The following is a 23838-nucleotide window of genomic DNA, read 5'->3' on the forward strand; positions in this document are numbered from 1 at the left end:
TTCGAGTTCTTCGTCTTCTTGTCCAACTGCAACTGGTTTGCATTAACAGGCGCACACATTTGTGATCAACAGGACAAAGCTCGACGTGAAGAACCTCGACGTTAAAAACAACAATACCGCCACGCGCTCTTTTCGTTGGCTGCCACTGGCGCTGGCCCTGGCGGTCAGCGCCGGCATGCCATCGGCTTATGCCGAGCAGGCGCCCGGCAATATTCATATCCAGGCTCAGCCCCTGGGTGAAGCCCTGAGCCAGCTGGGTCAGCAAACGTCGCTGCAAGTGTTCTTCAACCCGGAACTGGTGGCCGGCAAGCAGGCGCCGGCCGTGGATGGCAACCTGTCGCCGGAACAGGCGCTGCGTCAATTGCTTGAGGGCAGTGGCCTGGACTATCAGATCGATGCCGGCTCGGTGACCCTGAGTCCGTCTCCCTCATCCGCTTCCACGGCGCCAAACGGCCCTCTGGAATTGGGCGTCACCGATATCAAAGTGGTCGGTGACTGGCTTGGCGACGCTGATGCCGCCGTGGTGCAAAACCATCCGGGCGCGCGGACGGTGATCCGCCGCGAAGCGATGGTCGAGCAGGGCGCGATGAACGTCGGCGATGTACTACGCCGGGTTCCCGGGGTGCAAGTGCAGGAAGCCAACGGCACCGGCGGCAGTGATATTTCGCTGAATGTCGGCGTGCGCGGGCTGACTTCGCGCCTGTCGCCGCGCTCGACTGTGTTGATCGACGGCGTGCCGGCGGCCTTTGCTCCTTACGGCCAACCGCAGCTGTCCATGGCGCCGATTTCTTCCGGCAACCTCGACAGCATCGATGTGGTTCGGGGTGCCGGTTCCGTGCGTTACGGACCGCAAAACGTCGGTGGGGTGATCAACTTCGTGACCCGGGCGATCCCCGAGAAGTTATCCGGTGAAGTTGGCAGCACCCTGGAAACCTCTCAGCGCGGCGGCTGGAAGCACATTGACACGGCGTTCCTCGGCGGCACCGCGGATAACGGCATGGGCGTGGCTTTGCTCTACTCCGGAGTGAATGGCGACGGCTACCGTAAAAGCAATAACGACAACGACATCGACGACGTGATCCTCAAGACCCACTGGGCGCCGACCGATCAGGACGATTTCTCGCTGAATTTCCATTACTACGACGCCAGCGCCGACATGCCCGGCGGCCTGACCCAACAGCAATTCGATGCCGACCCGTTCCAGTCCGACCGCGACTGGGACAACTTCAGCGGCCGACGCAAGGACGTGTCCTTCAAGTACCTGCGCCAGATCGACGACCGCACCCAGTTCGAAGTGCTGACTTATTACTCCGACAGCTTCCGTGGCAGCAACATCGCCGCCCGCGATCAGAAAACCCTCGGTTCCTTTCCGCGCACCTATTACACCTATGGCATCGAGCCGCGGGTGTCCCATGTGTTCGACCTCGGGCCGACCACTCAGGAAGCCAGCGTCGGTTATCGCTACTTGAAAGAAGGCATGCACGAAGAGGCCAGCCGCCTGGCATTGGTGAATAATCAGCCGGTAGCCACCCCGACTTCGGACGGGCATGTCTATCAGGACCGAACCGGCGGCACTGAAGCCAATGCGTTTTACATTGACGACAAGATCGATGTCGGCAACTGGACCATTACCCCGGGCATCCGTTTCGAAAACATTAAAACCGAATGGCATGATCGACCGGTGCTGGGCCTCAATGGCCGGCCGGTGCAGGAGAAACGCCGCGAGATCGAAAGCAACGAACCGCTGCCGGCCCTTAGCGTGATGTATCACCTGTCCGATGCCTGGAAGCTGTTCGCCAACTACGAGACCTCGTTCGGCAGCCTGCAGTACTTCCAGCTGGGTCAAGGTGGGGTGGGCGATCAGCCCGCCAACGGCCTGAACCCGGAAAAAGCCAAGACCTACGAGATCGGCACCCGCTACAACGATGAGGTGTGGGGTGGTGAGGTCACACTGTTCTACATCGACTTCGACGAAGAGCTGCAATACGTCAGCAACGATGTCGGCTGGACCAACCTCGGCGCCACCAAGCACCAGGGCCTGGAAGCGTCGGTGCACTATGATCTGGCAGCACTGGACCCACGGTTGTCTGGCCTGACCGCCAACGCCGGTTTCACCTACACCCGCGCCACCAACGAAGGTGACATCCCCGGCTTCAAGGGCCGTGATCTGCCGTTCTATTCCCGGCAAGTGGCGACCCTGGGGCTGCGTTACGACATCAATCGCTGGACCTGGAACCTCGATGCGTTCGCCCAGTCCAAACAGCATGCACCGGGCACCGGGATCAACGCCGACGGCAGCTTCAGCGGCGACTACATCACCGAAGGTACTGCCGATGGTCAGTTCGGTGACATGCCGGGTTACGTGACCTGGAACGTTCGCGGTGGTTACGATTTCGGCTCGCAGCTGTCGAACCTGAAACTCGGCGCCGGGGTGAAAAACCTCTTCGATCACCAGTACTACACCCGCTCGAGCGACAACAACTCGGGGATCTACGTCGGGCAGCCGCGCACGTTCTTTGTGCAGGCCAGCGTCGGGTTCTGATATAGGGTGGTTGTCAGGATCTTTTGGGGCACACCCTCACTATCAGACCTTCAACACTTTCCCGCTGGCCGCAACGGCCAGCAACAGCAGCGCAATCAAGCCAAAGGCAATGCTCAGGCTGCTGCCATGGGCGATAAAACCGATCACCGCGGGCCCGGCGAGGATGCCGGCATAGCCCAGTGTGGTAATGGCCGGCACGGCGATGCTTTCGGGCATGACTTTCTGTTTGCCGACGGCGGTGTACAGCACCGGGACAATGTTCGAGCAGCCGGCACCGACCAACGCATAACCCACCAACGCCGCTTCCCAGGCCGGGGCCAGGGTCGCGAGCAGCAGGCCGGCGGCAGCGGTGAGCCCGCCAACAATGATCACCCGCTTGGCACCGAGCCGCTGCACGATGGCGTCTCCAGTCAGGCGGCCGGCGGTCATGGTCAGGGCGAATGCGGCATAACCCAGGCCTGCGTAGGCGGCGTCGAGATTGCGCTCGGAGGTCAGAAACACCGCGCTCCAATCGAGCACCGCGCCCTCGGCGAGAAATACGATAAAACACAGGATGCCGATAAACAGCACCACGCCATGGGGCACGGCGAAGGCCGGCCCCGTGCTTTCGCTGCCGTAGGGCAACATATGCGGCGCGGCCTTGAGCAAAGCGAGCAGTAGCAACACCATCACCACCAGCATCGCGCCCAACGGTGACATCCCCAGCCCGAGCAAGGCACTGACCCCGGCCGCGCCGACGATCCCGCCGAGGCTGAACAACCCGTGGAAGCCCGACATCATGGTCTTGCCGCTGGCTCGCTCGACGATCACCGCTTGCAGGTTCACCGTCGAGTCCACCGAGCCGAGCCCGGCACCGAACATGAACAGCGCGGCAATCAACAACGGTATCGAAGAAACTGTCGCCAACAGCGGCAGCGCCAGGCAGATCAGGAGAGTCCCGGCGGCCATCACTCGACGGCAACCGAAGCGCGAGGCAAGGATCCCGGCCAACGGCATGGCAATGATCGAGCCGACACCCAGGCACAACAGCAATAAACCGAGGGTACCTTCATCGAGCCCAGCCCGGGCCTTGGCGTAAGGCACCAGTGGCGCCCAGGCGGCGATGCCGAAACCGGCGATGAAGAAGGCGATGCGCGTGGACATTTGCTCCAGCCGTCCGGGGACTACGGACGCTGGGGTACTGATGGCGGTCATGAAAAATCCTTGGCAATCCGGTCTATAACGATGTGCAGCGCAACATCCTTGCACATCAGACTGCGTCGGGCGAGGCCAGGGTTCCCCCCGCTGACGCAATGCAGTGCTTTACTGAAGCGTTGCATGTGGATTTGCCGACTGTAAAAAATGTAAAACCGATCCGCTCCACTCATTAATAAGGAGATTTCGATGCAAACCGATAAAAAACGCTCGCCAACACTACAGCTGTCGAACCCGCCAGGCCTTTACGACCCGACTGCCAATGGCTATTCCCATGTGGCCCAGGTGGCGGCTGGCGCGCGGTTGGTATTTATCGCCGGGCAGGGCGGCGAGGACGCGGACAGTCAGTTATCGACTGATTTCACTGAACAGGTCCGGCAGGCGCTGGATAATCTGCAGATCGCTCTGTCAGCGGCCGGTGCCGAGGTGAGCGATGTTGCCAAGCTGACGGTATTGATCGTCGACCACAGCCTGGAACGTCTGGAAATTTTCGGCGAAGAGCTGCATCGGACCTGGGGTTCAGCCCCCAAGCCGGCCTGCACGCTGATCCCGGTACCGAGGCTGGCGCTGGACGGCATGCTGTTCGAGATTGAGGCGACGGCGGCTGTCGCGGTATGACGCAGTTCTACGATGCCCGCGGCAATATCTACGCCGTTGTCTCACCCGATGGGTTGCGTCAACGCGGTATCGAGCTTTCAGAGCAGGCAGCTCAAGCCGCACAAACGCTTGATGACTGGGCGTTGCAGGCGGTGGAAGCTTTTTGTGGCTGGGCCCCCGACACCAGACCGGCAGGCGCCAAGGCCCATCGCTCGGATGGCCTGCTCATCGGTCCGTTTCAGTCCGCGCCGCCCTATGATCTGCTGATCGTCAACACTGACGGCAGCCTGGCCGAACGCAGTGGTAACGGTTTGAGCATTTTTGCTCAGGCGTTGACTGATCAGGGGTTGATGCCGGCGCAGGGGCCTTGTGTACTCAGGGTTTATCACGACAAGCGCGATGCTGTTTCACCAGTGCAAACCGCGGTAGAGCCTGCTGAGGTGGCAGGCGTTCGCGGGTTCTGGCTGGACTTGGGCAAACCGGCATTCGGCCCGCAGGCCGTGGCTGCCCAGGGGGTCGAGGCCGCTGAATTGAATGGCCACTCGCTGAATCAGCTGACGCAGCTTTCCAGGCTCAACCCGGCATGGAATCGCAGCCAGTTCGTGCGTATTGGCAATCCTCATTGCGTGACCCTGGTGACCAACGCCGCAGCGTTGCCGAGCAATGCACAGATGCGCGAGCCCGATTTGTCCTCGGGCCTGACTCGCATCGCTTTCGCTATGCCGAACGGCGCGGGCGAGCCTTGTCCTGCCGGAGTCAATCTGCAATGGGCGATGCTGGAGTCCGAGGGGCGGATAGTCGCCCGGGTGTTCGAGCGCGGCGAAGGTCCGACCGCGTCCTCCGGCACCAGCGCCAGTGCGGTGGCCTGTGCTGCGTGGAGTGTGGGCTGGGTGGCGGCGGGGGAGGTTGCGGTGAATATGCCGGGGGGGACGGCACCGATCCTTCTGGAAGAACAGGATGGCAAGTTGAGCAGGGTCAGGTTGTTTGGGACTGCTCGGTTGATGCCTTAGGTTCTGTGGCGGCTGCGAGATTGCTTTCGCGAGCAAGCCCGCTCCCACATTGGTTCTGTGTTGGTCACACAATTGTGGCCCGACGCGTATCAAATGTGGGAGCGGGCTTGCTCGCGATAGCGCCCGCCCGGCCAGCGAGTCTCTAAAGCCAATCAGTTAAAGCCTGAATCCCCGATCAACTCCACCTGCGGCATCTGCCGTTTCATCAATACTTCCCCGCCACGAATCGAATACAGCGGTAATCCCTGGCTGCGGATCATTTCGTAGTCGCTGTCGGCCGACAGAATCAGCAAATTGGCCGGGCGACCGGGTTCCAGGCCGTAACGCTCGCCCAACGCCAGGGCCTTGGCACTGTTGTCGGTGACCAGGTCGAGGGCGCTTTGCAGATTGCGATAACCGAGCATGTGGCAGATGTGCAGCCCGGCTTCCAGCACCCGCAAAATGTTGCCGTTACCCAGCGGATACCAAGGGTCGACGATCGAGTCCTGGCCGAAACAGACGTTCATTCCGGCTTCAAGCAACTCGTTGACCCGGGTCACGCCACGACGTTTCGGGAAGTTGTCAAAGCGCCCCTGCAGGTGAATGTTTGCGGTCGGGCAGGAGACGAAGCTGATCCCCGAGTGCCCGAGCAGGCGGAACAGCTTGGCGCAGTAGGCGTTGTCGTAGGAGCCCATGGCGGTGGTGTGGCTGGCCGTGACCCGGGCGCCCATGTCGCGGCTGCGGGCTTCTTCGGCGAGCACTTCGAGGAAGCGCGAATGCGGGTCGTCGGTTTCGTCGCAATGCACATCCACCAGGCAGCCGGTGCGCTCGGCCAGGTCCATCAGGAATTTGACTGAACTGACGCCTTGGTCGCGGGTGTACTCAAAATGCGGGATGCCGCCAATCACATCGGCGCCCATGAGAATCGCTTCCTCCATCAGCTCCCGGCCATTGCGGTAGGACTCGATGCCTTCCTGGGGGAACGCGACGATCTGCAGGTCGATCAGATGGCGACTTTCCTCGCGCACTTCGAGTATCGCCTTGAGCGCGGTCAGGGTCGGGTCGGTGACGTCGACATGGGTGCGCACATGCTGGATGCCGTGGGCGGCGAGGGCGCGGATGGTCTTCCTGGCGCGGGTCTTGGTGTCTTCCTGGGTAATGGTCGCCTTGCGTTCACCCCAGCATTCGATGCCTTCGAAGAGCGTCCCGCTCATGTTCCAGCGCGGCTCGCCGGCGGTGAGAGTGGCGTCGAGGTGGATGTGCGGTTCGACGAACGGTGGCACCACCAGATTGCCACCGGCATCCAGGTCTTCGGGACCGAGGGTCGGGGCTTCGGTTTGCCGGGCAATACTGCCGATCAAACCATTTTCCAGGTGCAGCTCATGCAGACCTTCACGGTTGCGCAGACGGGCGTTGATGATATGCATGGGGACCATCCTTCTATTCGATCTTGGGTTCGGGCGTCGGCCACCATCGGCTTGCGGGTGCCAGGACCGTCAGCACACTATAGGTCAGCATAGCGGCGGCGATACCGGCATCCATTCACCTCAACGACTTACTCATATACACCCGTCGCAAGCCATTCTCTTCAACCCGGTGGGTTTCGAAAAAACCTCTGCGGGCGTACATCGCAATGTTTTCACTCATCGCCTCATGGGTGTACAGGTGAATCGAGGCATAGTCCGCTTCCACCGCGTGGAACTCGGCAAATTCCAGCAGTTGCCGGCCATAACCCTTGCCCTGTGCCTCAGGGCTGATGGCCAGGTTGTCCAGTAGCAGGTATTCCTCGGTGTTGATCAACACCACGAAGCCGACCATCCCCACGTCGCTCTCGATGACATGAACGCGGCGGGCCAGCACCTGGCTGGCGTAGTCATCGAGCATCGGCCCGGGTTTGCGGCCGATCCGCTCGATGTAGGGGGAATAGGCGGCCTCGACGATCGCCTCGATCAGCGCGATGTCTGCGAGGGTGGCCGGGCGAATGATGGACTGCATGGGGTAAAAACCTTTGGTCCGATGGACGAGACTCGACTGTAACGACCTGAAAGCCGAAGGGACAGGCATAAAAAAACCACCGGGTTCGGTGGTTTTCTTCAATCGCCGGCTTATTCGCCGTGATAGATGCAGCCACTGGTGCAGGTTTCATGGATGCGGATTGCGCTGAGCTCCGGCAGCAGGGGCTTGAGCTCGTTCCAGATCCATTTGGCCAGGACTTCGCTGGTCGGATTTTCCAGGCCAGGGATGTCGTTCAAGTAATTGTGATCGAGACGCTCGTAGAGCGGCTTGAAGATCGCCTTGATTTCCGAGAAGTCGCGAATCCACCCGGTGCGCGGGTCGAGGTCGCCGCTCAGGTGAATCGCCACTTTGAACGAATGGCCATGCAGGCGTCCGCACTTGTGGCCTTCTGGAACATAGGGCAGGCGGTGGGCGGACTCGAAGGTAAATTCTTTGAAGATTTCCACAGTGGTTTGAGCTCTGTCAGGTGGCTATCGCCCGCGGCGATGAAGGCAGGTAGCGAGTTTAACAGCTTGGCTTTACCGCTGCGGGAAAACACTGACTAAAGGGGCAGCAGGTTCTCCCCCAGGCGACCGTTTGCTGCCAGCTCAAGGAACTCATCACCCAGCCGCCGGCTTTCCTCCATGGCTGTGCGCCAGTATTTTTGCCGGCTCTGGTCATCGCCCATGAAGCGCTTGAAGTCGTTGCGGTCCGGCAATTTGCCATAGGGCAGGCGGGCCAGGTAATCCCTGGAAGGTGACAGCAGCAGGACGTCCTGTAACCCCTGCGGGTTGGCGCGGCGCCAGGGCAGGCCCTTGTCGAACCAGCCGGGAATCACCCGGTCGGTGAAGTGCGGGTAGAGCACGATGTCCTCGCCGCTGTAAGGCAGGTCGAGGTGGTAATCCAGCAGGCCGCCGTCGCGATAAGTGCCGGCGCCCGCGCCGGGCAGGTCGCGCACCCCTTGCATGATCATCGGGATCGAGCCGGAAGCGAGCAAGGCCTGGCGCAGGTTGGCGGCGTCCAGCGGTACAAAACGCGAAGGAAAGTCGACGAGGGCGTCGAGCGGCGGTGCCAGGCGCGGGTCATGCAGGATCACCCGTTCGAAATGCCGGGACAGCCGGGAACGTCCGCGCAGGTTATTGGCGATCACCGAGGACAACCCCAACCCCAGCCAGCCACGATGGTCGTCGGCCAGCAGGCCATGACTTTTCACCACCATAATGTTCAGGCGGTAGCCAGGATTATTGAGGATCGATGCGTCGCGACCTTCAAGCAGATCATGGAGCATGCGTTGTGAACTCTGGCTGATCTGCGCCATGGTCACGCCCTTGGCAAAGCTTTGCTCGTTATAGAGCTGACCCAGCCGCCTGATCCCTTCGGCGGCATCCGGCAGGCAGGCACTGGCGAAACGCCAGGAGCCCACCGACGCGCCGATCAACGAGCGCTCCCGTGGCACCGCCGGCAGCCACTCGCCAAACAACGCCAGATCCAGCCCCTGAATACCCAGGGCTTTCGGCCCGCCGGCCGCGCCCGGCAGCGTACCGACATCGGCCGCGTTCAGACCGTTTTCACGGATCCGGACGAAGGCGCGTTTGCCGGCCTTGAGGATCAGGGCGGGGAACTTGATGTGGATGGCGGTCATACCGTCCTCAATTGTGTGGGCGGGGTTTGTAGGAATGACATGATGGCAATTCAGTTTCAGTTAAGTTGATGGGGTTATCTTGGTCCCCGTAAGCAACACAAAAAAAACGGAGACTCATGATGAAACTCTTGACTGCCCTGTTCACCACGACCGTTATCAGCATGACCGCCAGCCTGGCTTACGCCCGCGACCTGGGGCCGGACGAAGCCCTGAGACTGCGCGACGCTGGTACCATTCAATCTTTCGAGAAGCTCAATGCCACGGCATTGGCCAAACACCCGGGCGCCACCGTGCAGGAAACCGATCTGGAAGAAGAGTACGGCAAGTATATCTACCAGGTGGAACTGCGTGATGCCCAGGGTGTTGAGTGGGACATCGAACTGGACGCTGTCAGCGGACAGGTTCTCAAGGATTATCAGGACACGTAATGAAGGTAAATCTGTGTACCTGCAGTCGAACGGCTCTGGCGCTTCTGGCGTTTTGCTCGGTAGTAGTGGCCCGTGACCTGGATCAGGACGAAGCCCTGCAGCTGCGTCAGCAAGGGGTGATTGCACCGCTCGAGCAGCTGTTGGGAGCGGCCTTGCAACGCTACCCTGGAGGCAAATTGCTGGAGGCCGAGCTCGAGGAACATATGGACCGGCCGGTGCGCTATCTCTATGAAATAGAACTGTTGACCGCCGACGGCGTGGTGCGTGAAATCGAGCTCAACGCCAAAACCGGTGAGCTACTCACAGACAAGGAAGATGATTGATGCGTCTGCTTCTGGTGGAAGACCATGTCCCGCTGGCCGACGAGTTGCTGGCCGGGCTTAATCGCCAGGGTTATGCCGTCGACTGGCTGGCCGACGGCCGCGATGCGGTGTACCAGGGCAGCAGCGAACCCTATGACCTGATCATTCTCGACCTTGGCTTGCCGGGTTTGCCGGGGCTTGAGGTATTGAGCCAATGGCGCGCCGCAGGGCTGGCCATACCGGTATTGATCCTCACCGCCCGTGGATCCTGGGCCGAGCGTATCGAAGGGCTGAAGGCCGGCGCCGACGACTACCTGACCAAGCCGTTCCATCCCGAGGAGTTGCACCTGCGGGTCCAGGCGCTGTTGCGGCGTTCCCATGGCAAGGCTAATCAGCCAACCCTCCAGGCCGCCGGTCTGCACCTGGATGAAGGCCGCCAGTGCGTGACCCGCGACGGTGCCGATATCCAGCTGACGGCGGCCGAGTTTCGGCTGTTGCGCTACTTCATGCTGCACCCCGAACAAATCCTTTCCAAAAGCCATCTCGCGGAACATCTCTACGACGGTGAAACCGAACGCGATTCCAATGTGCTGGAAGTCCACGTCAACCATCTGCGGCGCAAGCTCGGTCGCAGTGTGATTGAAACCCGTCGCGGCCAAGGTTACCTGTTCGGCGGGACTGCCCAGTGAGATCGATTCAGCGGCGGCTGAGCCTGGGTCTGATCAGTGTGATGGTCATCGTCGGCCTGGTGTTGGCGCAGACCAGCCTCTGGCTGTTCGAAAGAGGTATGCAAAGCTATCTGGAAGACGGGCTGCGCAACGACAGTGAAAACCTGCTGGTGGCCCTGGTGCGGGGCCCGCAGGGTGTGCAACTGGATGAGCGACGTTTGTCGCCCGCCTATCAGCGGCCGTTTTCCGGGCATTACTTTCGCATCGACTTTGCTGACGCGCATTGGCGCTCGCGGTCCTTGTGGGACCAGGAACTGCCAAAGCTTGCGCACGCCGGCTTGCACAGTCATCTGCAATTGGGGCCGGAAGGACAGCAGTTGCTGATCCTGCGTTCCGACTATCGGCGGCTGGGGCAATCGATTTCCATCAGCGTGGCGCAGGACTACACGCCAGTCCGGGAAAGCTTTCGGCGCATGCAGCAGATCGGCCTGGGCCTTGGTCTGGCAGGCTTGCTGCTGATTCTGCTGTTGCAGCGAATCACCGTGCGCCGGGCCTTGCGGCCGCTGGAAAAGGCCCGGGAACAGATCGCTCAGCTGCAGCAGGGCCAGCGATCACAACTGGACGCCCAGGTGCCGGTCGAACTGGAGCCGCTGGTGGCGCAGATCAATCATTTACTCGCCCATACCGAAGACAGTCTCAAGCGTTCACGCAATGCCTTGGGCAATCTGGGGCATGCGCTGAAAACCCCGCTGGCGGTGTTGCTGAGCCTGACCTCGAGCGAGAAACTGGATGCGCATCCTGAGCTGCGCAAGATCATGCAGGCGCAACTCGAACAGGTGCAGCAACGCCTTAATCGCGAGCTGAACCGCGCCCGTCTGGCCGGCGACGCCTTGCCGGGTGCGCAGTTCGATTGCGATGCAGAGCTGCCCGGCTTGCTCTCTACCCTGAACATGATCCACGGCGAACACCTTGAGCTCAGCCACGCCGTCCCCCCTGGCCTGCAGCTGCCGTGGGACCGGGAAGACTTGCTCGAATTGCTCGGCAACCTGCTGGACAACGCCTGCAAATGGGCGGATGCCGAAGTGAAGCTGAGCATTGCCGAGACGGCCGAGGGTTTTCGTCTGGTGGTGGAGGACGACGGGCCGGGGATTCCCGAGGAGAACCGCGACCGGGTGTTCAGCCGCGGCACGCGGCTGGATGAACAGACCGACGGCCATGGCCTGGGACTGGGCATCGTGCGCGACATCGTCGAGGTGTGGGGTGGGGTGTTGCGCCTCGAAGGCAGTGAGCTGGGCGGGCTGAAGGTGGTGATTGAGTTGCCCGGAAACTGAGCCCGAAAGCAGAACACTGTGGCGAGGGAGCTTGCTCCCGCTGGACCGCGTAGCGGTCCCAAAACCTGCGATCGCGTTTTGTCAGATAAAACGCGTCTGTCAAATTGCGACTGCTGCGCCCGAGCGCGGACCGGCCGAGCGGGAGCAAGCTCCCTCGCCACAGGTTTGCGCACACCTTGTGGGAGCGTGGCTTGCCCGCGAAGGCGGTGTGCCTGGCACACCGCCAATCCCGATCAAACCCTGAACTGATCCATCAAACTCTGCTGCTGGTTGGCCAGGCTGTTCAGCGCCTGGCTGACCCGCGCCGATTCGTTGGCTTGCCCGGACAGTGATTCAGTCACGTCACGAATGGTCGCCACGTTGCTGTTGATCTCCTCGGCGACGGCGCTTTGCTCTTCCGCGGCGCTGGCGATCTGCAGGTTCATGTCGGTGATCACGGTCACCGCCTCACCGATCTGGCGCAGGGCGGTCACGGCCTGGCTGACTTGCTCGACACTGCCTTGAGCCTGGCGATGGCTGTTGCTCATGGAACCGACAACGTCCTGAGTACCGCTTTGCAGCTGTTCGATCACCTGACGGGTTTCCTCCACCGACTCCTGGGTGCGTCGCGCCAGGTTGCGCACTTCATCGGCGACCACCGCGAAACCGCGTCCGGCTTCTCCGGCGCGAGCCGCTTCGATGGCCGCGTTGAGAGCCAGCAGGTTGGTTTGTTCGGCAATGGCGCGAATCACTTCCAGCACCGAACCGATTTTCTCGCTGTTGGCGGCCAGGCCCTCGACCTGGGTCATCGCCGTGCTCATGTCCGCCGCAAGATTGTCGATGCTGGTGGTGGTGCGGTCGATCACGGTCAAGCCCTGACGGGTCGCCTGATCGGCGTCGCGAGCAGCCTGCGCCGCTTGTGCTGCGCTGCGGGCGACGTCCTGGGCGGTGGCGCTCATTTCATGGGACGCGGTAGCCACCTGGTCGACCTGGCGGTACTGCTGCTCCATGCCGGCGCTGGTCTGGGTGGCGATGGCGGCCGATTGGTCGGCGGTTCTGCGGGCGTCCTGCACCGAGCGTTTCACCTCGGCGATGATCGGTTGCAGCTTGTCGAGGAAGCGGTTGAACCAGCCGGCCAGTTGCCCGAGTTCGTCTTGCTTGTCGTAAGCCAGGCGCCGAGTCAGATCGCCTTCACCGCTGGCAATGTCCTCGAGCATGCGCGCAACGCCGAGGATCGGCCGGGTCACGCTGCGGGCCATCAGCCAGACCAACAGCAGGCCGATGACCGCCGCCAACAAACCGAGACTCAGCTCGATCAGGGTGCCGGTGGTGCTGCGTTCGTCGAGTTCTTTCTTCAGTGTTTCAGCCGGTCCGACCAGGACTTTTTCCGGCACCTCCAGCAACACCCCCCACGGCTTGCCGCCGGGAATTGGCGTGAAGGGCGCAAGCACTTTGAGTTGTTGATTGCTGTGCAGGCTCTGGGTCTGGCTGTTGCCGGACAACATGCGGATCAGCTCGGCACCGTTGGCCTTGTCGACCATGTCCAGGCGCTGGCTCAATTTGCTGGCGTCCGGGCTGTAGCCGGCCAGCAGACCCACCGGGCTGATGATGCTGACATTGGTCTGGCCATCATAGAGCTTCTTGCTCGCTTGGTGGCTGACCGCTTGCAGGCTGTTGAGATTGATGTCGACCGACAGCGAAGCGATGACTTTGCCATCGACCACCAGCGGGAAGACAATGCTGGTCATCAGCACGTTCTGGCCGTCGATCACATAGAAGTACGGTTCGATCACGCAAGGTTTGAGCGTGGCGCGCGGGCAGGTGAACCAGGCATTGGCCGGTTCGCCGCTGGGACCGCTGCTGGTGTCGGCCATGTCGCTTTCCGGCAAGGCCATCGAGGTCAGTTTGCCCGGCGTCGGTTGTGACCAGTACAGGGCAAAACGGCCCTTGTCATTGCTGCCAATTTCTTTCTGCTCGACAAACAACTCATCCTTGCCGTCCAGCGCATTGGCTTCGAACACCAGCGACAGGCCCAGCAGATCCGGGTTGGCTTGCAGGGCTGACTTGACCTGACGGGTCAGGTCTTCGCGCAGGTCGAAGGCATCGAGGAAGCGTTTCTCGGCCTGTTCGCGCAGGAACAGCACCTGGCGCGAGAAGCCGTGACCGTATTGATAGGCGTCCATGAATTGCTGGCGAATGTCCAGCGCCTGGACTTCACCCTGGGCCTCGATCCGTGCCTGGGCCGCTTCGTTGAGCATCTCCATGCTCGAGGTTTTGACCAGTTCGGCGTTGTGCTCCATGCGATAGAGCGAAAGGCCCACCAGCAAGGTGACAATGCCGAGCAGGCAGAGCCCGGCCAATAGGGTGATTTTCCATTGAATGGAAAGCTGTCTGAGCGACATGGAGATGTCCTTGGGCGGATAAAACGAGAGAGACTTCGCTCTATAACGGCCGCGCTTTTTGTTTCTTGATCCATATCAATCAAATGTCTGGCGCTGCTTTTGACAAGCGCGGCCTGCTGCGGCACAGTGCGCGCCCTCTAATAAAACTCCCCCTTTGAACTCAATCCGGCAGCTATTCACAGCTCTTTGGCCGGACTCATGCCGTTTGCGGTGTTTTTTTCCTTGGTTGTGCTTTGAGGTAACGATGATTAATGCAGTAATTGCCGCGGTTGGCGTCATGCTGGTGCTCAGCCTGTCCCGCGTGCATGTGGTAATCGCGCTGATCCTGGGCGCGCTGGTGGGCGGCTTGACCGGTGGCCTGGGCATGGAAGCCACCTTGAAAGCCTTCAACAGCGGCCTCGGTGGCGGCGCAACCGTGGCCTTGTCTTATGCCTTGCTTGGCGCTTTTGCGGTGGCGATTGCCAAGTCCGGCCTGGCCCATGCGCTGGCGGATAAAGCCTTGCTGCTGGTCGACCGTCAGGACTCAGCGGGTGGCGGGCAGGTGAAGTGGATACTGATTGGCTTGCTATGGGTGGTGGCCATCGCCTCGCAGAACATCCTGCCGATTCATATTGCCTTCATTCCGTTGCTGGTACCGCCACTGCTCTATGTGTTGACCAAGTTGCAACTGGACCGTCGGCTGATTGCCTGCGTCATCACCTTTGGCTTGATCACGCCTTATATGTTCTTGCCCGTGGGCTTCGGCAATATATTCCTCAATGAAATCCTGCTGGCCAATGTCCGTAGCAGTGGTGTGGATGTCAGCCAGGTCAATGTCACCCACGCGATGGGCATTCCGGCGCTGGGTATGGTCTTTGGTCTGCTGGTGGCGTTCGTCAGCTATCGCAAGAAGCGCGTGTACGATCTTTCGATGATCGAGAAGGTCGAGCAGGTGGCAGTGCAGTACAACCCGCTGACCCTGTTGGTGGCCGGTCTGGCCATCGCCGCCGCGTTCATCATTCAGTTGCTGCTGGACTCGATGATCATCGGCGCGCTGGCCGGTTTCCTGATCTTCTCGGTGTCGGGTGTGGTGCGCTGGCGCGAGACGGATGACTTGTTCACCGAAGGCATGAAGATGATGGCCATGATCGGCTTCATCATGATTGCCGCCTCGGGTTTTGCCGAAGTGATGAAGGCTACAGGCGAAGTGCGCACCCTGGTCGAGGCCTCGGCGACCTGGATCGGCCACAGCAAAGGCATTGGCGCCTTGCTGATGTTGCTGGTGGGCTTGCTGGTGACCATGGGTATCGGTTCGTCGTTCTCCACCGTGCCGATTCTCGCGGCGATCTTCGTGCCGTTGTGTGTGCAACTGGGTTTCAGCCCGTTGGCGGTCGTCTGCATCGTCGGCACCGCCGGCGCCCTGGGCGATGCGGGTTCGCCGGCTTCCGACTCGACCCTGGGACCGACCTCCGGTCTGAATATCGATGGCCAGCATCACCATATCTGGGACACCGTGGTTCCAACCTTCCTGCACTACAACCTGCCGCTGCTGGTGTTTGGCTGGGTGGCGGCGATGATTTTGTAACCCCATAACCCTGTATCCCGGAATCCCTGTAGGAGCTGCCGCAGGCTGCGATCTTTTGATCCTGGCGCCCGTCCGGCCAACGCATTGTCCGCCTCAAAGATCGCAGGCTTCGCCAGCTCCTACGCCGACCGCATGCATCTGCAATATCGTGGGGCCTGCAATTCTCCCTGTAGGAGCAGCCGGTCGATGCTCCTACAGTTTTGCGGTGGCGTGCCGTTATAGCTTTAACCACGCCAATACCATCAAGAGTGAACGCCATGCGCCTGAGCCTGAAGGCCAAAGTTTTATCCCTCGCGGTACTCCCGGTTTTACTGTTTGCGCTGGTGATCAGTCTGACCACGGTGTTCATTCTGCAGAATCAGGCCCGCAGCGAAGTCGAAGAAACCCGTCAACGTCTGCTGAGCGATGCCAAGGCGACCCTGCAAAGTTATGTAGCGGTGGCGATGAGTGCGATCAAGCCGCTGTACGACGCGGCGGCACCGGGTGATGACGCGGCGCGGGCGCAGGTGGTCAAGCTGCTGTCGAGTATCAGCTATGGCAAGGATGGCTACTTCTTCGGTTACGACTCGCAAACCGTACGGCTGTTCAAGGGCAACAGCCCGGAAGGCGTGGGCCAGAGCTTCAAGGACAACCGCGATCCGAATGGCGTGTACGTCAACCGTGAGCTGGTGCAAGTCGCCAAGGACGGTAGCCACTATCTGCAATACAGCTCGTCGCTGCCGGGTAACAACAAAGTCCTGGTGCCCAAACTCGGCTATACCGAATACCTGTCCAAGTGGGACATGGTCATCGGCTCGGCGGTCAACCTGGACGGTATCGAAGCCCAGGTCGCGTTGGTCGAGGCCAAGGTTCATGAGCGCATGCAAGGGGTAGTACTGAGTATCGTCGGCATCGCCGTGGTGGTGCTGCTGGTGATCGCCTTGATCGGTATGCTGGTGGCGAACACCATCCTGCGTCCGCTTCACCTGATGAAAGCCAACCTCGACGATATCGCCGCAGGCGAGGGCGACCTGACCCGGCGTCTGGCAATTACCAGCGAGGATGAACTGGGTGAACTGGCCGGCTCGTTCAATCGCTTTGTCGACAAGATCCACGGTCTGGTACGGCAAATCACCGAAATGACTTCGCAATTGACCGGGCTGGTGACGCAAGTCACCGATCAGGCTCATCGTTCGGAGCAGGCCATGGAGCGTCAGCGCCATGAGACCGATCAGGTGGCGACGGCAATCAACGAGATGTCCTCGGCGGCCCAGGAAGTCGCGCGAAGCGCCCAGGGTGCGGCAGTCGCGGCGCAGCAGACCGACGAAGAAGGCCAGGCTGCCAAGCGCGTGGTGGATGGCAGCATCAAGCAGATCCATGCGCTGGTCAGCGATATCCGCAATAGCGGTACGTCCCTGGATAGCCTGCAAAAGGATGTGTTGTCGATTGTCAGTGTGCTGAGCGTCATTCGTTCGATTGCCGACCAGACCAACCTGCTGGCCCTCAACGCCGCCATCGAAGCGGCCCGTGCCGGTGAGGCCGGTCGCGGTTTTGCGGTGGTGGCCGATGAAGTGCGAGCACTGGCCAGCCGCACCCAGCAAAGCACCCAGGAAATCCAGGGGATGATTGACCGCCTGCAAAAGGGCACTCAATCGGCGGTCGAAGCCATGCGCCGTTCCAGCGATGCCGGTGACGGTACCTCGGCCCAGGCCAACGAGGCCGGTGCTTCGCTCGATACCATGGCCCAGTTGATCGGCACCATCAACTCGATGAACGCACAGATCGCCAGCGCCGCCGAAGAGCAAACGGCGGTGGCTGAAGAGATCAACCGCAGCGTGCATCAGATCGCGGTGGCCGTGGACAGCGTGGCCGACGAAACCCAACTCGGTGCCCAGACCTCCCGCAGCCTGGCCGAGCTGGGTCAGCGGTTGGGCAAGTTGGTGGGGCAGTTCCGCATCTGATCCGAGGGATTTGGTGTCTGAGAAACCGCTATCGCGAGCCTGCTCGCGATGAGGCCATAACAGTCGACATCAATCCCGGCCAAGATCCCGCACATCCCGCATCAACAACCCAAACCGCAACTCCACTTGCTCCGGTATCGGCAAGTACACGGTATGCCCATCCCCCGGCGCCACCTCGATGGCTTCACCTTTGGCGTTGTGCAGTTGATGCAGGTCGAAGTGGAAATTTCCTTTGGGAGTCATCAACTCCAGATGGTCGCCGAGCTGGAAGCGGTTCTTCACCCGGACTTCGGCCAGTCCATCACGCCGTTCGCCGGTCAGTTCGCCAACGAATTGTTGGCGCTCCGAGACTGAGCTGCCTTGCCGGTAATTCTGATACTCGTCATGCACATGCCGGCGCAGAAAGCCTTCGGTGTAACCGCGCTGGGCCAGGGATTCGAGGTCGGTCATCAGGTTGCGGTCGAATTCGCGACCGGCCACGGCGTCATCGATCGCCTTGCGATAGACCTGAGTGGTCCTCGCACAATAGAAGTGGGACTTGGTCCGACCTTCGATTTTCAATGAATGCACACCCATTTGGGTCAGGCGTTCGACGTGCTGCACGGCGCGCAGGTCCTTGGAGTTCATGATGTAGGTGCCGTGCTCGTCCTCGAACGCGGGCATCAGCTCATCGGGACGGTTGGCTTCTTGCAGCAAAAATACCTGATCGGTCGGTGCGCCCTGGCCCAGGGTCGACTCGGGCTGGAACTCCTGAACGATATCGCCGAGCTGGTTCTCCTTGGCCGGTTGCGCGGTGTATTTCCAGCGGCAGGCGTTGGTGCAACTGCCCTGGTTGGCGTCGCGCTTGTTCATGTAACCCGACAGCAGGCAACGACCGGAATAGGCCATGCACAGCGCGCCATGGACGAACACTTCCAGCTCCATCCCGGGAACCTGCCGGCGAATCTCGGCGATTTCTTCAAGGGACAGTTCGCGGGAAAGGATGATCCGGCTCAGGCCTTGTTGCTGCCAGAACTCGACGCTGGCCCAGTTCACCGTATTGGCCTGCACCGACAAATGAATCGGCATCTGCGCAAAATGCCGGCGCACCAGCATGATCAAGCCGGGGTCGGACATGATCAGCGCATCCGGCGCCATGGCGATCACTGGCTCCAGGTCCTTGAGAAAGGTGCGCAACTTGGCGTTATGGGGAGCGATGTTCACCACCACGTAGAAACGCTTGCCCTGGGCCTGGGCTTCAGCAATGCCCAAGGCCAGGTTGGCATGATCGAATTCGTTATTGCGCACCCGCAGGCTGTAGCGCGGCTGCCCGGCGTACACCGCATCGGCACCGTAGGCGAAGGCATAACGCATGTTTTTCAGGGTGCCGGCAGGGGCGAGGAGTTCGGGAGTGGCGAGGGGCATGGTGGTTTCGATCACAAAAGGCCAGAAGGGTAAGCCGGCCGCATCCGGATGTAATTGATCTGGATCTATGCTCCATGAATAAAGATGGCACTCAGGCGCGCCTTGGCTGACTAAGCATCAGGACGCCATCAGTCCTGCGGCTTACTCACATGGATCGGATATGAACGAAACCACTCTGGAAAACAAATCGCTGCTGGTGTTGCTGGTCCTGGTGACCATCGCCTTCATCTGGATTCTGTTGCCGTTTTACGGCGCGGTGTTCTGGGCGGTGATTCTCGGCATCGTCTTTGCGCCGTTACAGCGACGGATGCAATTGAAGTTCGGTTGGCCACACAACCTGACTTCGCTGATTACCCTGAGCATCTGCCTGGTGATTGCGATTCTGCCGGTGATCTTCGTCAGTGCCTTGCTGGTTCAGGAGGGTGCGGCTCTGTACAAGAACATCGAAAGCGGACAGCTGGATATTGCTGATTACCTGTTGCGGTTCAAACACAGCCTGCCGCCGTACTTCCAGCATCTGCTTGACCGTTTTGGCATGGGCGATCTCGACGAGCTGCGAGAGAAAATCGTCAAAAGCGCCATGCAGGGCAGTCAGTTCTTCGCCACCCAGGCTTTCAGTTTCGGTCAGGGTACCTTCGAACTTCTGATCAGTTTTTTCATCATGCTGTACTTGCTGTTCTTCTTTTTGCGCGATGGCGCGGAGCTGGCGCGCAAGATCCGCACGGCAATACCGCTGGATGACCAACAGAAGCGCCGCTTACAGCTGAAATTCAACCGGGTGGTGCGCGCTACGGTGAAGGGCAATGTGTTGGTGGCGGTCACTCAAGGGGCATTGGGCGGGGTGATATTCTGGTTTCTCGACATTCCCAGCGCATTGCTCTGGGCGGTAGTGATGGCATTTCTGTCACTGTTACCCGCGGTGGGAGCCGGGATCGTCTGGGCGCCGGTAGCTGCATTCTTTCTGTTCAGCGGGGCGATCTGGCAGGGGGTGGTGCTGGCGTTGTACGGAATACTGGTCATCGGCCTGGTCGACAACGTGCTGCGCCCGATCCTGGTAGGAAAGGACACGAAAATGCCGGACTACCTGATTCTGATTTCAACTCTGGGCGGCCTGGCGATCTTTGGTCTTAACGGATTTGTCATCGGACCATTGATCGCCGCGCTGTTCATATCAAGTTGGGCTCTGTTCGTTGAAACCAAGCCTCGGGTGCAGTTGCCTTAGGCGCACATGTTATGAACATCCCTGCTTTGCGACAGTGCCTGAGCGGCGAGAAGTGAAGTGAACGGACCGCTGATCGCCACGCCGTCCAGCATAAGATACCAACAAGCGAGCAATCCCAGCTCTCTAAGCGGTGTGGGAACTGCGCTACCAACTACGGACATAATTTGAACTTTGGACATAAGTACCTCCATCAGATGGGACTACCTTATGGGCCAAAGGGTTCAACGAAAAATCATCGCGCTCGATAGTGGACATCGATGCGGGCGAAATCCAGGGCGAAAAAAGCGCTGTCAGTCGACCACCTGGTCGAGCATGTTCACCACTTCCTGCTCATTCATCAGGCCTTTGCGCACCAGATTCTCGGCCAGCAACGAGAGAAACTTGGCGCTGCGGTGACCTTCCAGGTGCTTGAGTTCGGTCAGTGCGCTGTAGACTTTGCTTGAGGTGCAGAGGCCGGCGGTGCGGTGGGGGTGCTGAGTGGGCATGCTGGTCGTCCTTATTTTTATGAGTTTCGGGCGAGTCCGATCTTTGACCCGTCATGAAATAAATATGACAGCCAAAGCATCAAGGTACCAAGGGAGACAGTCTGAGCAATCATGCCAACTTCAGCCGCAGCCACTGTCTCGGCAGCGACCTTGGCGAGATCTATCCAGACATTATTCTGCTTTTGCAACGCATCAGGCCCCGGTCAAGTCGGGGCCTGAGAGTGCTGCAGCTTGATGATTACCAGCGTGGCCGACCGTAATAACCGCGTGGTGGACCATAGTAGTAGCCAGGTGGTGGACCGTAGTAGACCGGTGCCGGCCGGTAGTAGACCGGTTGTTCGATATAAACCGGTTGCGGCTGGTAATAGACCGGTGGCGGCTGTTGCACGTAGACCGGCTGCGGCTGCACATACACTGGCTGCTGCACATAGACCGGCCGATCGCGGCTGATGATTGCCGAGCCGACTATGGCGGCGCCGACCACCGCGCCGAATACCGCTGGCCCCCTCCAATCACCACCATGACCATGACCGTGACCACCGGCGGATGCCTGACCTGTGACAGCGAGTGCCCCGATGAGCAAGGCCACTGTAGGGAGTTTGCGAATCATGGCAATTCCTCGTTTCGGCCCCGGCGCTTGTGGTCTGCAATAGACTCAAGGTTTGTCGCGGGGATACTTCTCAGACAGCAATTTTTGAAAAATTTACCAAGCCATTGAGTAAATATTGTGTAAGGTCTGTAGCGGTTTCTTTACCTTGCCAGGTAGCGAAACCAGGCACCTGAGCCTCACTGAATAATGATCGAACAGAACCGGTGGGCTGGCTAATCCCGTCCATCTGAAAGTGCTTTTGAAGGAGAAAAAACATGCAGATGAACCCGAATAAAGACACCCAACTGTGTATGTCGCTGTCTGGGCGCCCGGGGAATTTCGGCCTGCGTTTTCATAACCATCTGTATGAACAACTGGGGCTGAATTTTTATTACAAAGCGTTCAGCAGCAAGGATCTACCCGGTGCGGTGGGTGGGATTCGCGCCTTGGGCATCCGCGGCTGCGGGGTCTCCATGCCTTTCAAGGAAGCCTGCATTGCCTTGGTCGATGAGCTGGATGATTCGGCCAAGGCCATCCAGTCGATCAATACCATCGTCAACACCGATGGCCATCTCAAGGCCTACAACACCGATTACATCGCCATCGCGCAACTGCTCAAGACCCATGAAGTGCCGCAGGACTCGACCTTTGCCCTGCGCGGCAGTGGCGGAATGGCCAAGGCGGTGGCCAGCGCGCTGCGTGACGGCGGTTACCTGAACGGTTTGATCGTGGCTCGTAATGAAGCGGCCGGTCGCGCCCTGGCGAGTTCCCTGGGCTACCAATGGCTGCCAGAGCTGGGTGACCAACGGCCCCGGATGCTGATCAACGTCACGCCAATCGGCATGACCGGCGGAGCGGAAACCGATCAGCTGGCTTTTGACGCGGATGCCGTCGATTCTGCGCAAACTATCTTCGATGTGGTGGCGATTCCCTCGGAAACACCGCTGATCTTGCGCGGCCGTGCACAAGGTAAGCGGGTGATCACCGGTCTGGAAGTGATCGCCATCCAGGCGCTTGAGCAGTTCGTGTTGTACACCGGGGTGCGTCCGACGCAGGAGCAGTTTCAGAAAGCGGTGGCTTTCGCGCGGGGTTGAGCAGAGCCTGCAAGATCGCCAAGATCGCAGCCTGCGGCAGCTCCTACAGGATTTGCGTTCGCCTGCATTTTGTAGGAGCACGCGGTCGGTGTAGGAGCTGCCGCAGGCTGCGATCTTTTGAGGGCAACCCTTATTCCAGCCGTGCCAAACGCTCTTCCAGCGCCGCAATCCGCGCTTCCAGTTCTTCGATGCGCTCCACCGACACACCGCCGCTGCCGCGCTCCGCTGGATTCTGCCGTGCCGCCATAATCACTTCGATATCGGCCGGGTCGCCCAGTGCATGCATGTAGCGGTCTTCCCGCTGCCCTGCCTGACGTAGCAACAGCAGCGCCAAGCCGCGGGCAATCAGCCGTTCCAGCTGGTGCACGACCTGTTCGGTGTCTTCGAAATCATGCATGCGACCGCTGCGGGTCAGCAGCTCATTAACGGTCTGCGGGCCGCGCAGGAACAGCAGACCCAACAGGATCACCTGGGCTGGCACCAGCTCCAGCGCCTTGTCCACCCGATGCTCCCAGCGATCGGCGCGGCTGCCCATGACCAGGCGCGTAAAACCCCGGCCTTCAAGGGCCCGGAGGCTTTGGCCGACCTGGCCCTGGGTGAGGTTCATCACCGGTTCGCGGCTGGTTTTCTGATTGCAGGCGATGACCAGTGCATTGAGGGTCAGCGGATAGGTTTCCGGGCTGGTGGCCTGTTTCTCGATCAAGGAGCCGAGAATGCGGATTTCCGTACTGCTGAGCCGCGGTTCATCGCTGGCGGTGTCGTGCTCGGTGCTCATCGCGCTTTCCCTATGCTGTCGAAGCCAACTAGCCTAATCCTTGCAGAATAAAAGACAAGCCGCCAGGCGCTTCAAGCATGGCTATAATCGCGCCAGGTTAAACTCCCGCCACAACTTGCGAGACTGTCATGACTATTACTCTGTATGCCGCTTCCGTCCCGGTTTTCAAGCAAATGCTCACCGCCCTGAGCGGCGTCCTGAACAAGGCCGAAGCTCACGCCACGGCAAAAAACATTGCACCGGAAGTCTTCCTGCAAGCGCGTCTGTCCCCGGATATGTTCCCGCTGGTGCGTCAGGTGCAGATCGCCGTGGATTTCGCCAAAGGCGTTTCCGCGCGTCTGGCCGAGGTTGAGCTGCCGAAGTACGACGACACTGAAACCACCTTCGCCGAACTGCAAGCGCTGATCAGCAAGGTCCTGGCCTTCATCGACGGCATCAAGCCCGAGCAGATCGACGGCAAGGAAGGGATCGAGATCATCACCCGTCAGGGCACGCCGAAAGAGAAGCGCTTCACTGGCCAGGCTTACCTGCTGACCTACGGCTTGCCGCAGTTCTTCTTCCACGTCACCACCGCTTACGCGATCCTGCGTCACAACGGTGTGGAAGTCGGCAAGCGCGATTACATGGGCGCGTTCTAAACCCCGCAGGCACAAAAAAGCCCGGCAAGGTTCGCACTGAACCTGCCGGGCTTTTTCT

At 60.2% G+C, this 23838-nt stretch carries 23 protein-coding genes and 1 pseudogene; 12 read left to right on the forward strand and 12 right to left on the reverse strand.

Annotated elements, in window-relative coordinates; genetic code table 11:
- The first annotated feature begins 85 nt into the window (after positions 1–85).
- Positions 86–2542, forward strand: a complete 2457-nt coding sequence (locus ACA064_RS08065; protein ID WP_497674194.1) for a TonB-dependent siderophore receptor — start codon at positions 86–88, stop codon at positions 2540–2542.
- 42 nt (positions 2543–2584) lie between these two features.
- On the opposite strand, the gene ACA064_RS08070 is transcribed toward ACA064_RS08065, so the two are convergent.
- The gene (locus ACA064_RS08070) at positions 2585–3736 is read right to left on the reverse strand and encodes an MFS transporter (protein WP_497672902.1); all 1152 of its coding nucleotides are present in this window, start codon (positions 3734–3736) and stop codon (positions 2585–2587) included.
- Positions 3737–3925: 189 nt separating this feature from the next.
- Here ACA064_RS08070 and ACA064_RS08075 point away from each other — a divergent pair, with 189 nt between their 5' ends.
- On the forward strand, positions 3926–4354 hold the full coding sequence (locus ACA064_RS08075) for a RidA family protein (RefSeq protein WP_497672903.1): 429 nt from the start codon (positions 3926–3928) through the stop codon (positions 4352–4354).
- The gene (locus ACA064_RS08080; RefSeq protein WP_497672904.1) at positions 4351–5343 is read left to right on the forward strand and encodes a diaminopimelate epimerase; all 993 of its coding nucleotides are present in this window, start codon (positions 4351–4353) and stop codon (positions 5341–5343) included. Before ACA064_RS08075 ends, ACA064_RS08080 begins: the two co-directional genes overlap by 4 nt.
- A 152-nt stretch (positions 5344–5495) precedes the next feature.
- On the opposite strand, the gene codA is transcribed toward ACA064_RS08080, so the two are convergent.
- The 4 genes from codA to ACA064_RS08100 all read right to left on the reverse strand — a co-directional run bounded on the left by codA (position 5496) and on the right by ACA064_RS08100 (position 8959).
- Positions 5496–6749 (reverse strand): cytosine deaminase, encoded by a 1254-nt coding sequence (gene codA / locus ACA064_RS08085; RefSeq protein WP_497672905.1) that lies wholly within the window; start codon positions 6747–6749, stop codon positions 5496–5498.
- 115 nt (positions 6750–6864) lie between these two features.
- Positions 6865–7317 (reverse strand): GNAT family N-acetyltransferase, encoded by a 453-nt coding sequence (locus ACA064_RS08090; RefSeq protein ID WP_497672906.1) that lies wholly within the window; start codon positions 7315–7317, stop codon positions 6865–6867.
- 110 nt (positions 7318–7427) lie between these two features.
- A complete protein-coding gene (gene queD / locus ACA064_RS08095; RefSeq protein WP_150645341.1) occupies positions 7428–7784 on the reverse strand; it encodes a 6-carboxytetrahydropterin synthase QueD in 357 nt (118 codons plus the stop codon).
- Positions 7785–7879: 95 nt separating this feature from the next.
- Positions 7880–8959 carry a patatin-like phospholipase family protein gene (locus ACA064_RS08100; protein ID WP_497672907.1) on the reverse strand — a complete coding sequence of 360 codons (1080 nt, stop codon included), beginning with the start codon at positions 8957–8959 and terminating at the stop codon, positions 7880–7882.
- Between the two features lie 119 nt (positions 8960–9078).
- Here ACA064_RS08100 and ACA064_RS08105 point away from each other — a divergent pair, with 119 nt between their 5' ends.
- From ACA064_RS08105 to ACA064_RS08120, 4 genes are read left to right on the forward strand one after another with little or no spacing between them, the layout of a single operon-like run.
- Positions 9079–9387 carry a PepSY domain-containing protein gene (locus ACA064_RS08105; protein WP_497674195.1) on the forward strand — a complete coding sequence of 103 codons (309 nt, stop codon included), beginning with the start codon at positions 9079–9081 and terminating at the stop codon, positions 9385–9387.
- Positions 9387–9710: a PepSY domain-containing protein gene (locus ACA064_RS08110; protein ID WP_497672908.1), complete on the forward strand. Its 324-nt coding sequence runs from the start codon at positions 9387–9389 to the stop codon at positions 9708–9710. Before ACA064_RS08105 ends, ACA064_RS08110 begins: the two co-directional genes overlap by 1 nt.
- Complete coding sequence (locus ACA064_RS08115; RefSeq protein WP_497672909.1) at positions 9710–10378, forward strand: response regulator transcription factor; 669 nt, start codon at positions 9710–9712, stop codon at positions 10376–10378. The genes ACA064_RS08110 and ACA064_RS08115 overlap by 1 nt, the downstream gene beginning before the upstream one ends.
- Complete coding sequence (locus ACA064_RS08120; RefSeq protein WP_497672910.1) at positions 10375–11688, forward strand: sensor histidine kinase; 1314 nt, start codon at positions 10375–10377, stop codon at positions 11686–11688. Before ACA064_RS08115 ends, ACA064_RS08120 begins: the two co-directional genes overlap by 4 nt.
- A 233-nt stretch (positions 11689–11921) precedes the next feature.
- On the opposite strand, the gene ACA064_RS08125 is transcribed toward ACA064_RS08120, so the two are convergent.
- Entirely contained in the window at positions 11922–12677 is a 756-nt protein-coding gene (locus ACA064_RS08125; RefSeq protein WP_497674196.1) for a methyl-accepting chemotaxis protein, read from the reverse strand.
- 102 nt (positions 12678–12779) lie between these two features.
- Positions 12780–14069 (reverse strand): annotated as a pseudogene (locus ACA064_RS08130) (PDC sensor domain-containing protein); the annotation flags it as partial.
- A 247-nt stretch (positions 14070–14316) separates the two neighbouring features.
- On the opposite strand from ACA064_RS08130, the gene ACA064_RS08135 reads away from it, so the two are divergent.
- Both ACA064_RS08135 and ctpM read left to right on the forward strand, forming a co-directional pair.
- Positions 14317–15633 carry a Na+/H+ antiporter family protein gene (locus ACA064_RS08135; RefSeq protein WP_497674197.1) on the forward strand — a complete coding sequence of 439 codons (1317 nt, stop codon included), beginning with the start codon at positions 14317–14319 and terminating at the stop codon, positions 15631–15633.
- A 257-nt stretch (positions 15634–15890) separates the two neighbouring features.
- Entirely contained in the window at positions 15891–17573 is a 1683-nt protein-coding gene (ctpM, locus tag ACA064_RS08140; protein ID WP_497672911.1) for a methyl-accepting chemotaxis protein CtpM, read from the forward strand.
- Between the two features lie 69 nt (positions 17574–17642).
- Here the strand turns inward: ctpM and trhP are convergent, their stop codons facing one another.
- Positions 17643–18977, reverse strand: coding sequence for a prephenate-dependent tRNA uridine(34) hydroxylase TrhP (gene trhP / locus ACA064_RS08145; protein ID WP_497672912.1), 1335 nt, complete (start codon positions 18975–18977; stop codon positions 17643–17645).
- 160 nt (positions 18978–19137) lie between these two features.
- On the opposite strand from trhP, the gene ACA064_RS08150 reads away from it, so the two are divergent.
- The gene (locus ACA064_RS08150) at positions 19138–20199 is read left to right on the forward strand and encodes an AI-2E family transporter (RefSeq protein ID WP_497672913.1); all 1062 of its coding nucleotides are present in this window, start codon (positions 19138–19140) and stop codon (positions 20197–20199) included.
- On the opposite strand, the gene ACA064_RS08155 is transcribed toward ACA064_RS08150, so the two are convergent.
- The 3 genes from ACA064_RS08155 to ACA064_RS08165 form a co-directional block, all read right to left on the reverse strand.
- Positions 20196–20378, reverse strand: coding sequence for a hypothetical protein (locus ACA064_RS08155; RefSeq protein WP_497672914.1), 183 nt, complete (start codon positions 20376–20378; stop codon positions 20196–20198). The two genes, ACA064_RS08150 and ACA064_RS08155, sit on opposite strands and share 4 nt — an antisense overlap.
- A gap of 111 nt (positions 20379–20489) precedes the next feature.
- Complete coding sequence (locus ACA064_RS08160; protein WP_497672915.1) at positions 20490–20684, reverse strand: hypothetical protein; 195 nt, start codon at positions 20682–20684, stop codon at positions 20490–20492.
- A gap of 238 nt (positions 20685–20922) precedes the next feature.
- Positions 20923–21294 carry a hypothetical protein gene (locus tag ACA064_RS08165; RefSeq protein ID WP_497672916.1) on the reverse strand — a complete coding sequence of 124 codons (372 nt, stop codon included), beginning with the start codon at positions 21292–21294 and terminating at the stop codon, positions 20923–20925.
- Positions 21295–21548: 254 nt separating this feature from the next.
- Between ACA064_RS08165 and ACA064_RS08170 the strand changes: the two genes are divergently transcribed.
- Entirely contained in the window at positions 21549–22367 is an 819-nt protein-coding gene (locus ACA064_RS08170; RefSeq protein WP_497672917.1) for a shikimate 5-dehydrogenase, read from the forward strand.
- A 130-nt stretch (positions 22368–22497) separates the two neighbouring features.
- Here ACA064_RS08170 and ACA064_RS08175 read toward each other — a convergent pair whose 3' ends face one another.
- Positions 22498–23142, reverse strand: coding sequence for a YceH family protein (locus ACA064_RS08175; protein ID WP_497672918.1), 645 nt, complete (start codon positions 23140–23142; stop codon positions 22498–22500).
- A gap of 128 nt (positions 23143–23270) precedes the next feature.
- On the opposite strand from ACA064_RS08175, the gene ACA064_RS08180 reads away from it, so the two are divergent.
- Positions 23271–23780, forward strand: coding sequence for a DUF1993 domain-containing protein (locus ACA064_RS08180; RefSeq protein WP_497672919.1), 510 nt, complete (start codon positions 23271–23273; stop codon positions 23778–23780).
- Positions 23781–23838 lie beyond the last annotated feature (58 nt).

The sequence above is a fragment of the Pseudomonas sp. LBUM1658 genome (assembly GCF_059716055.1).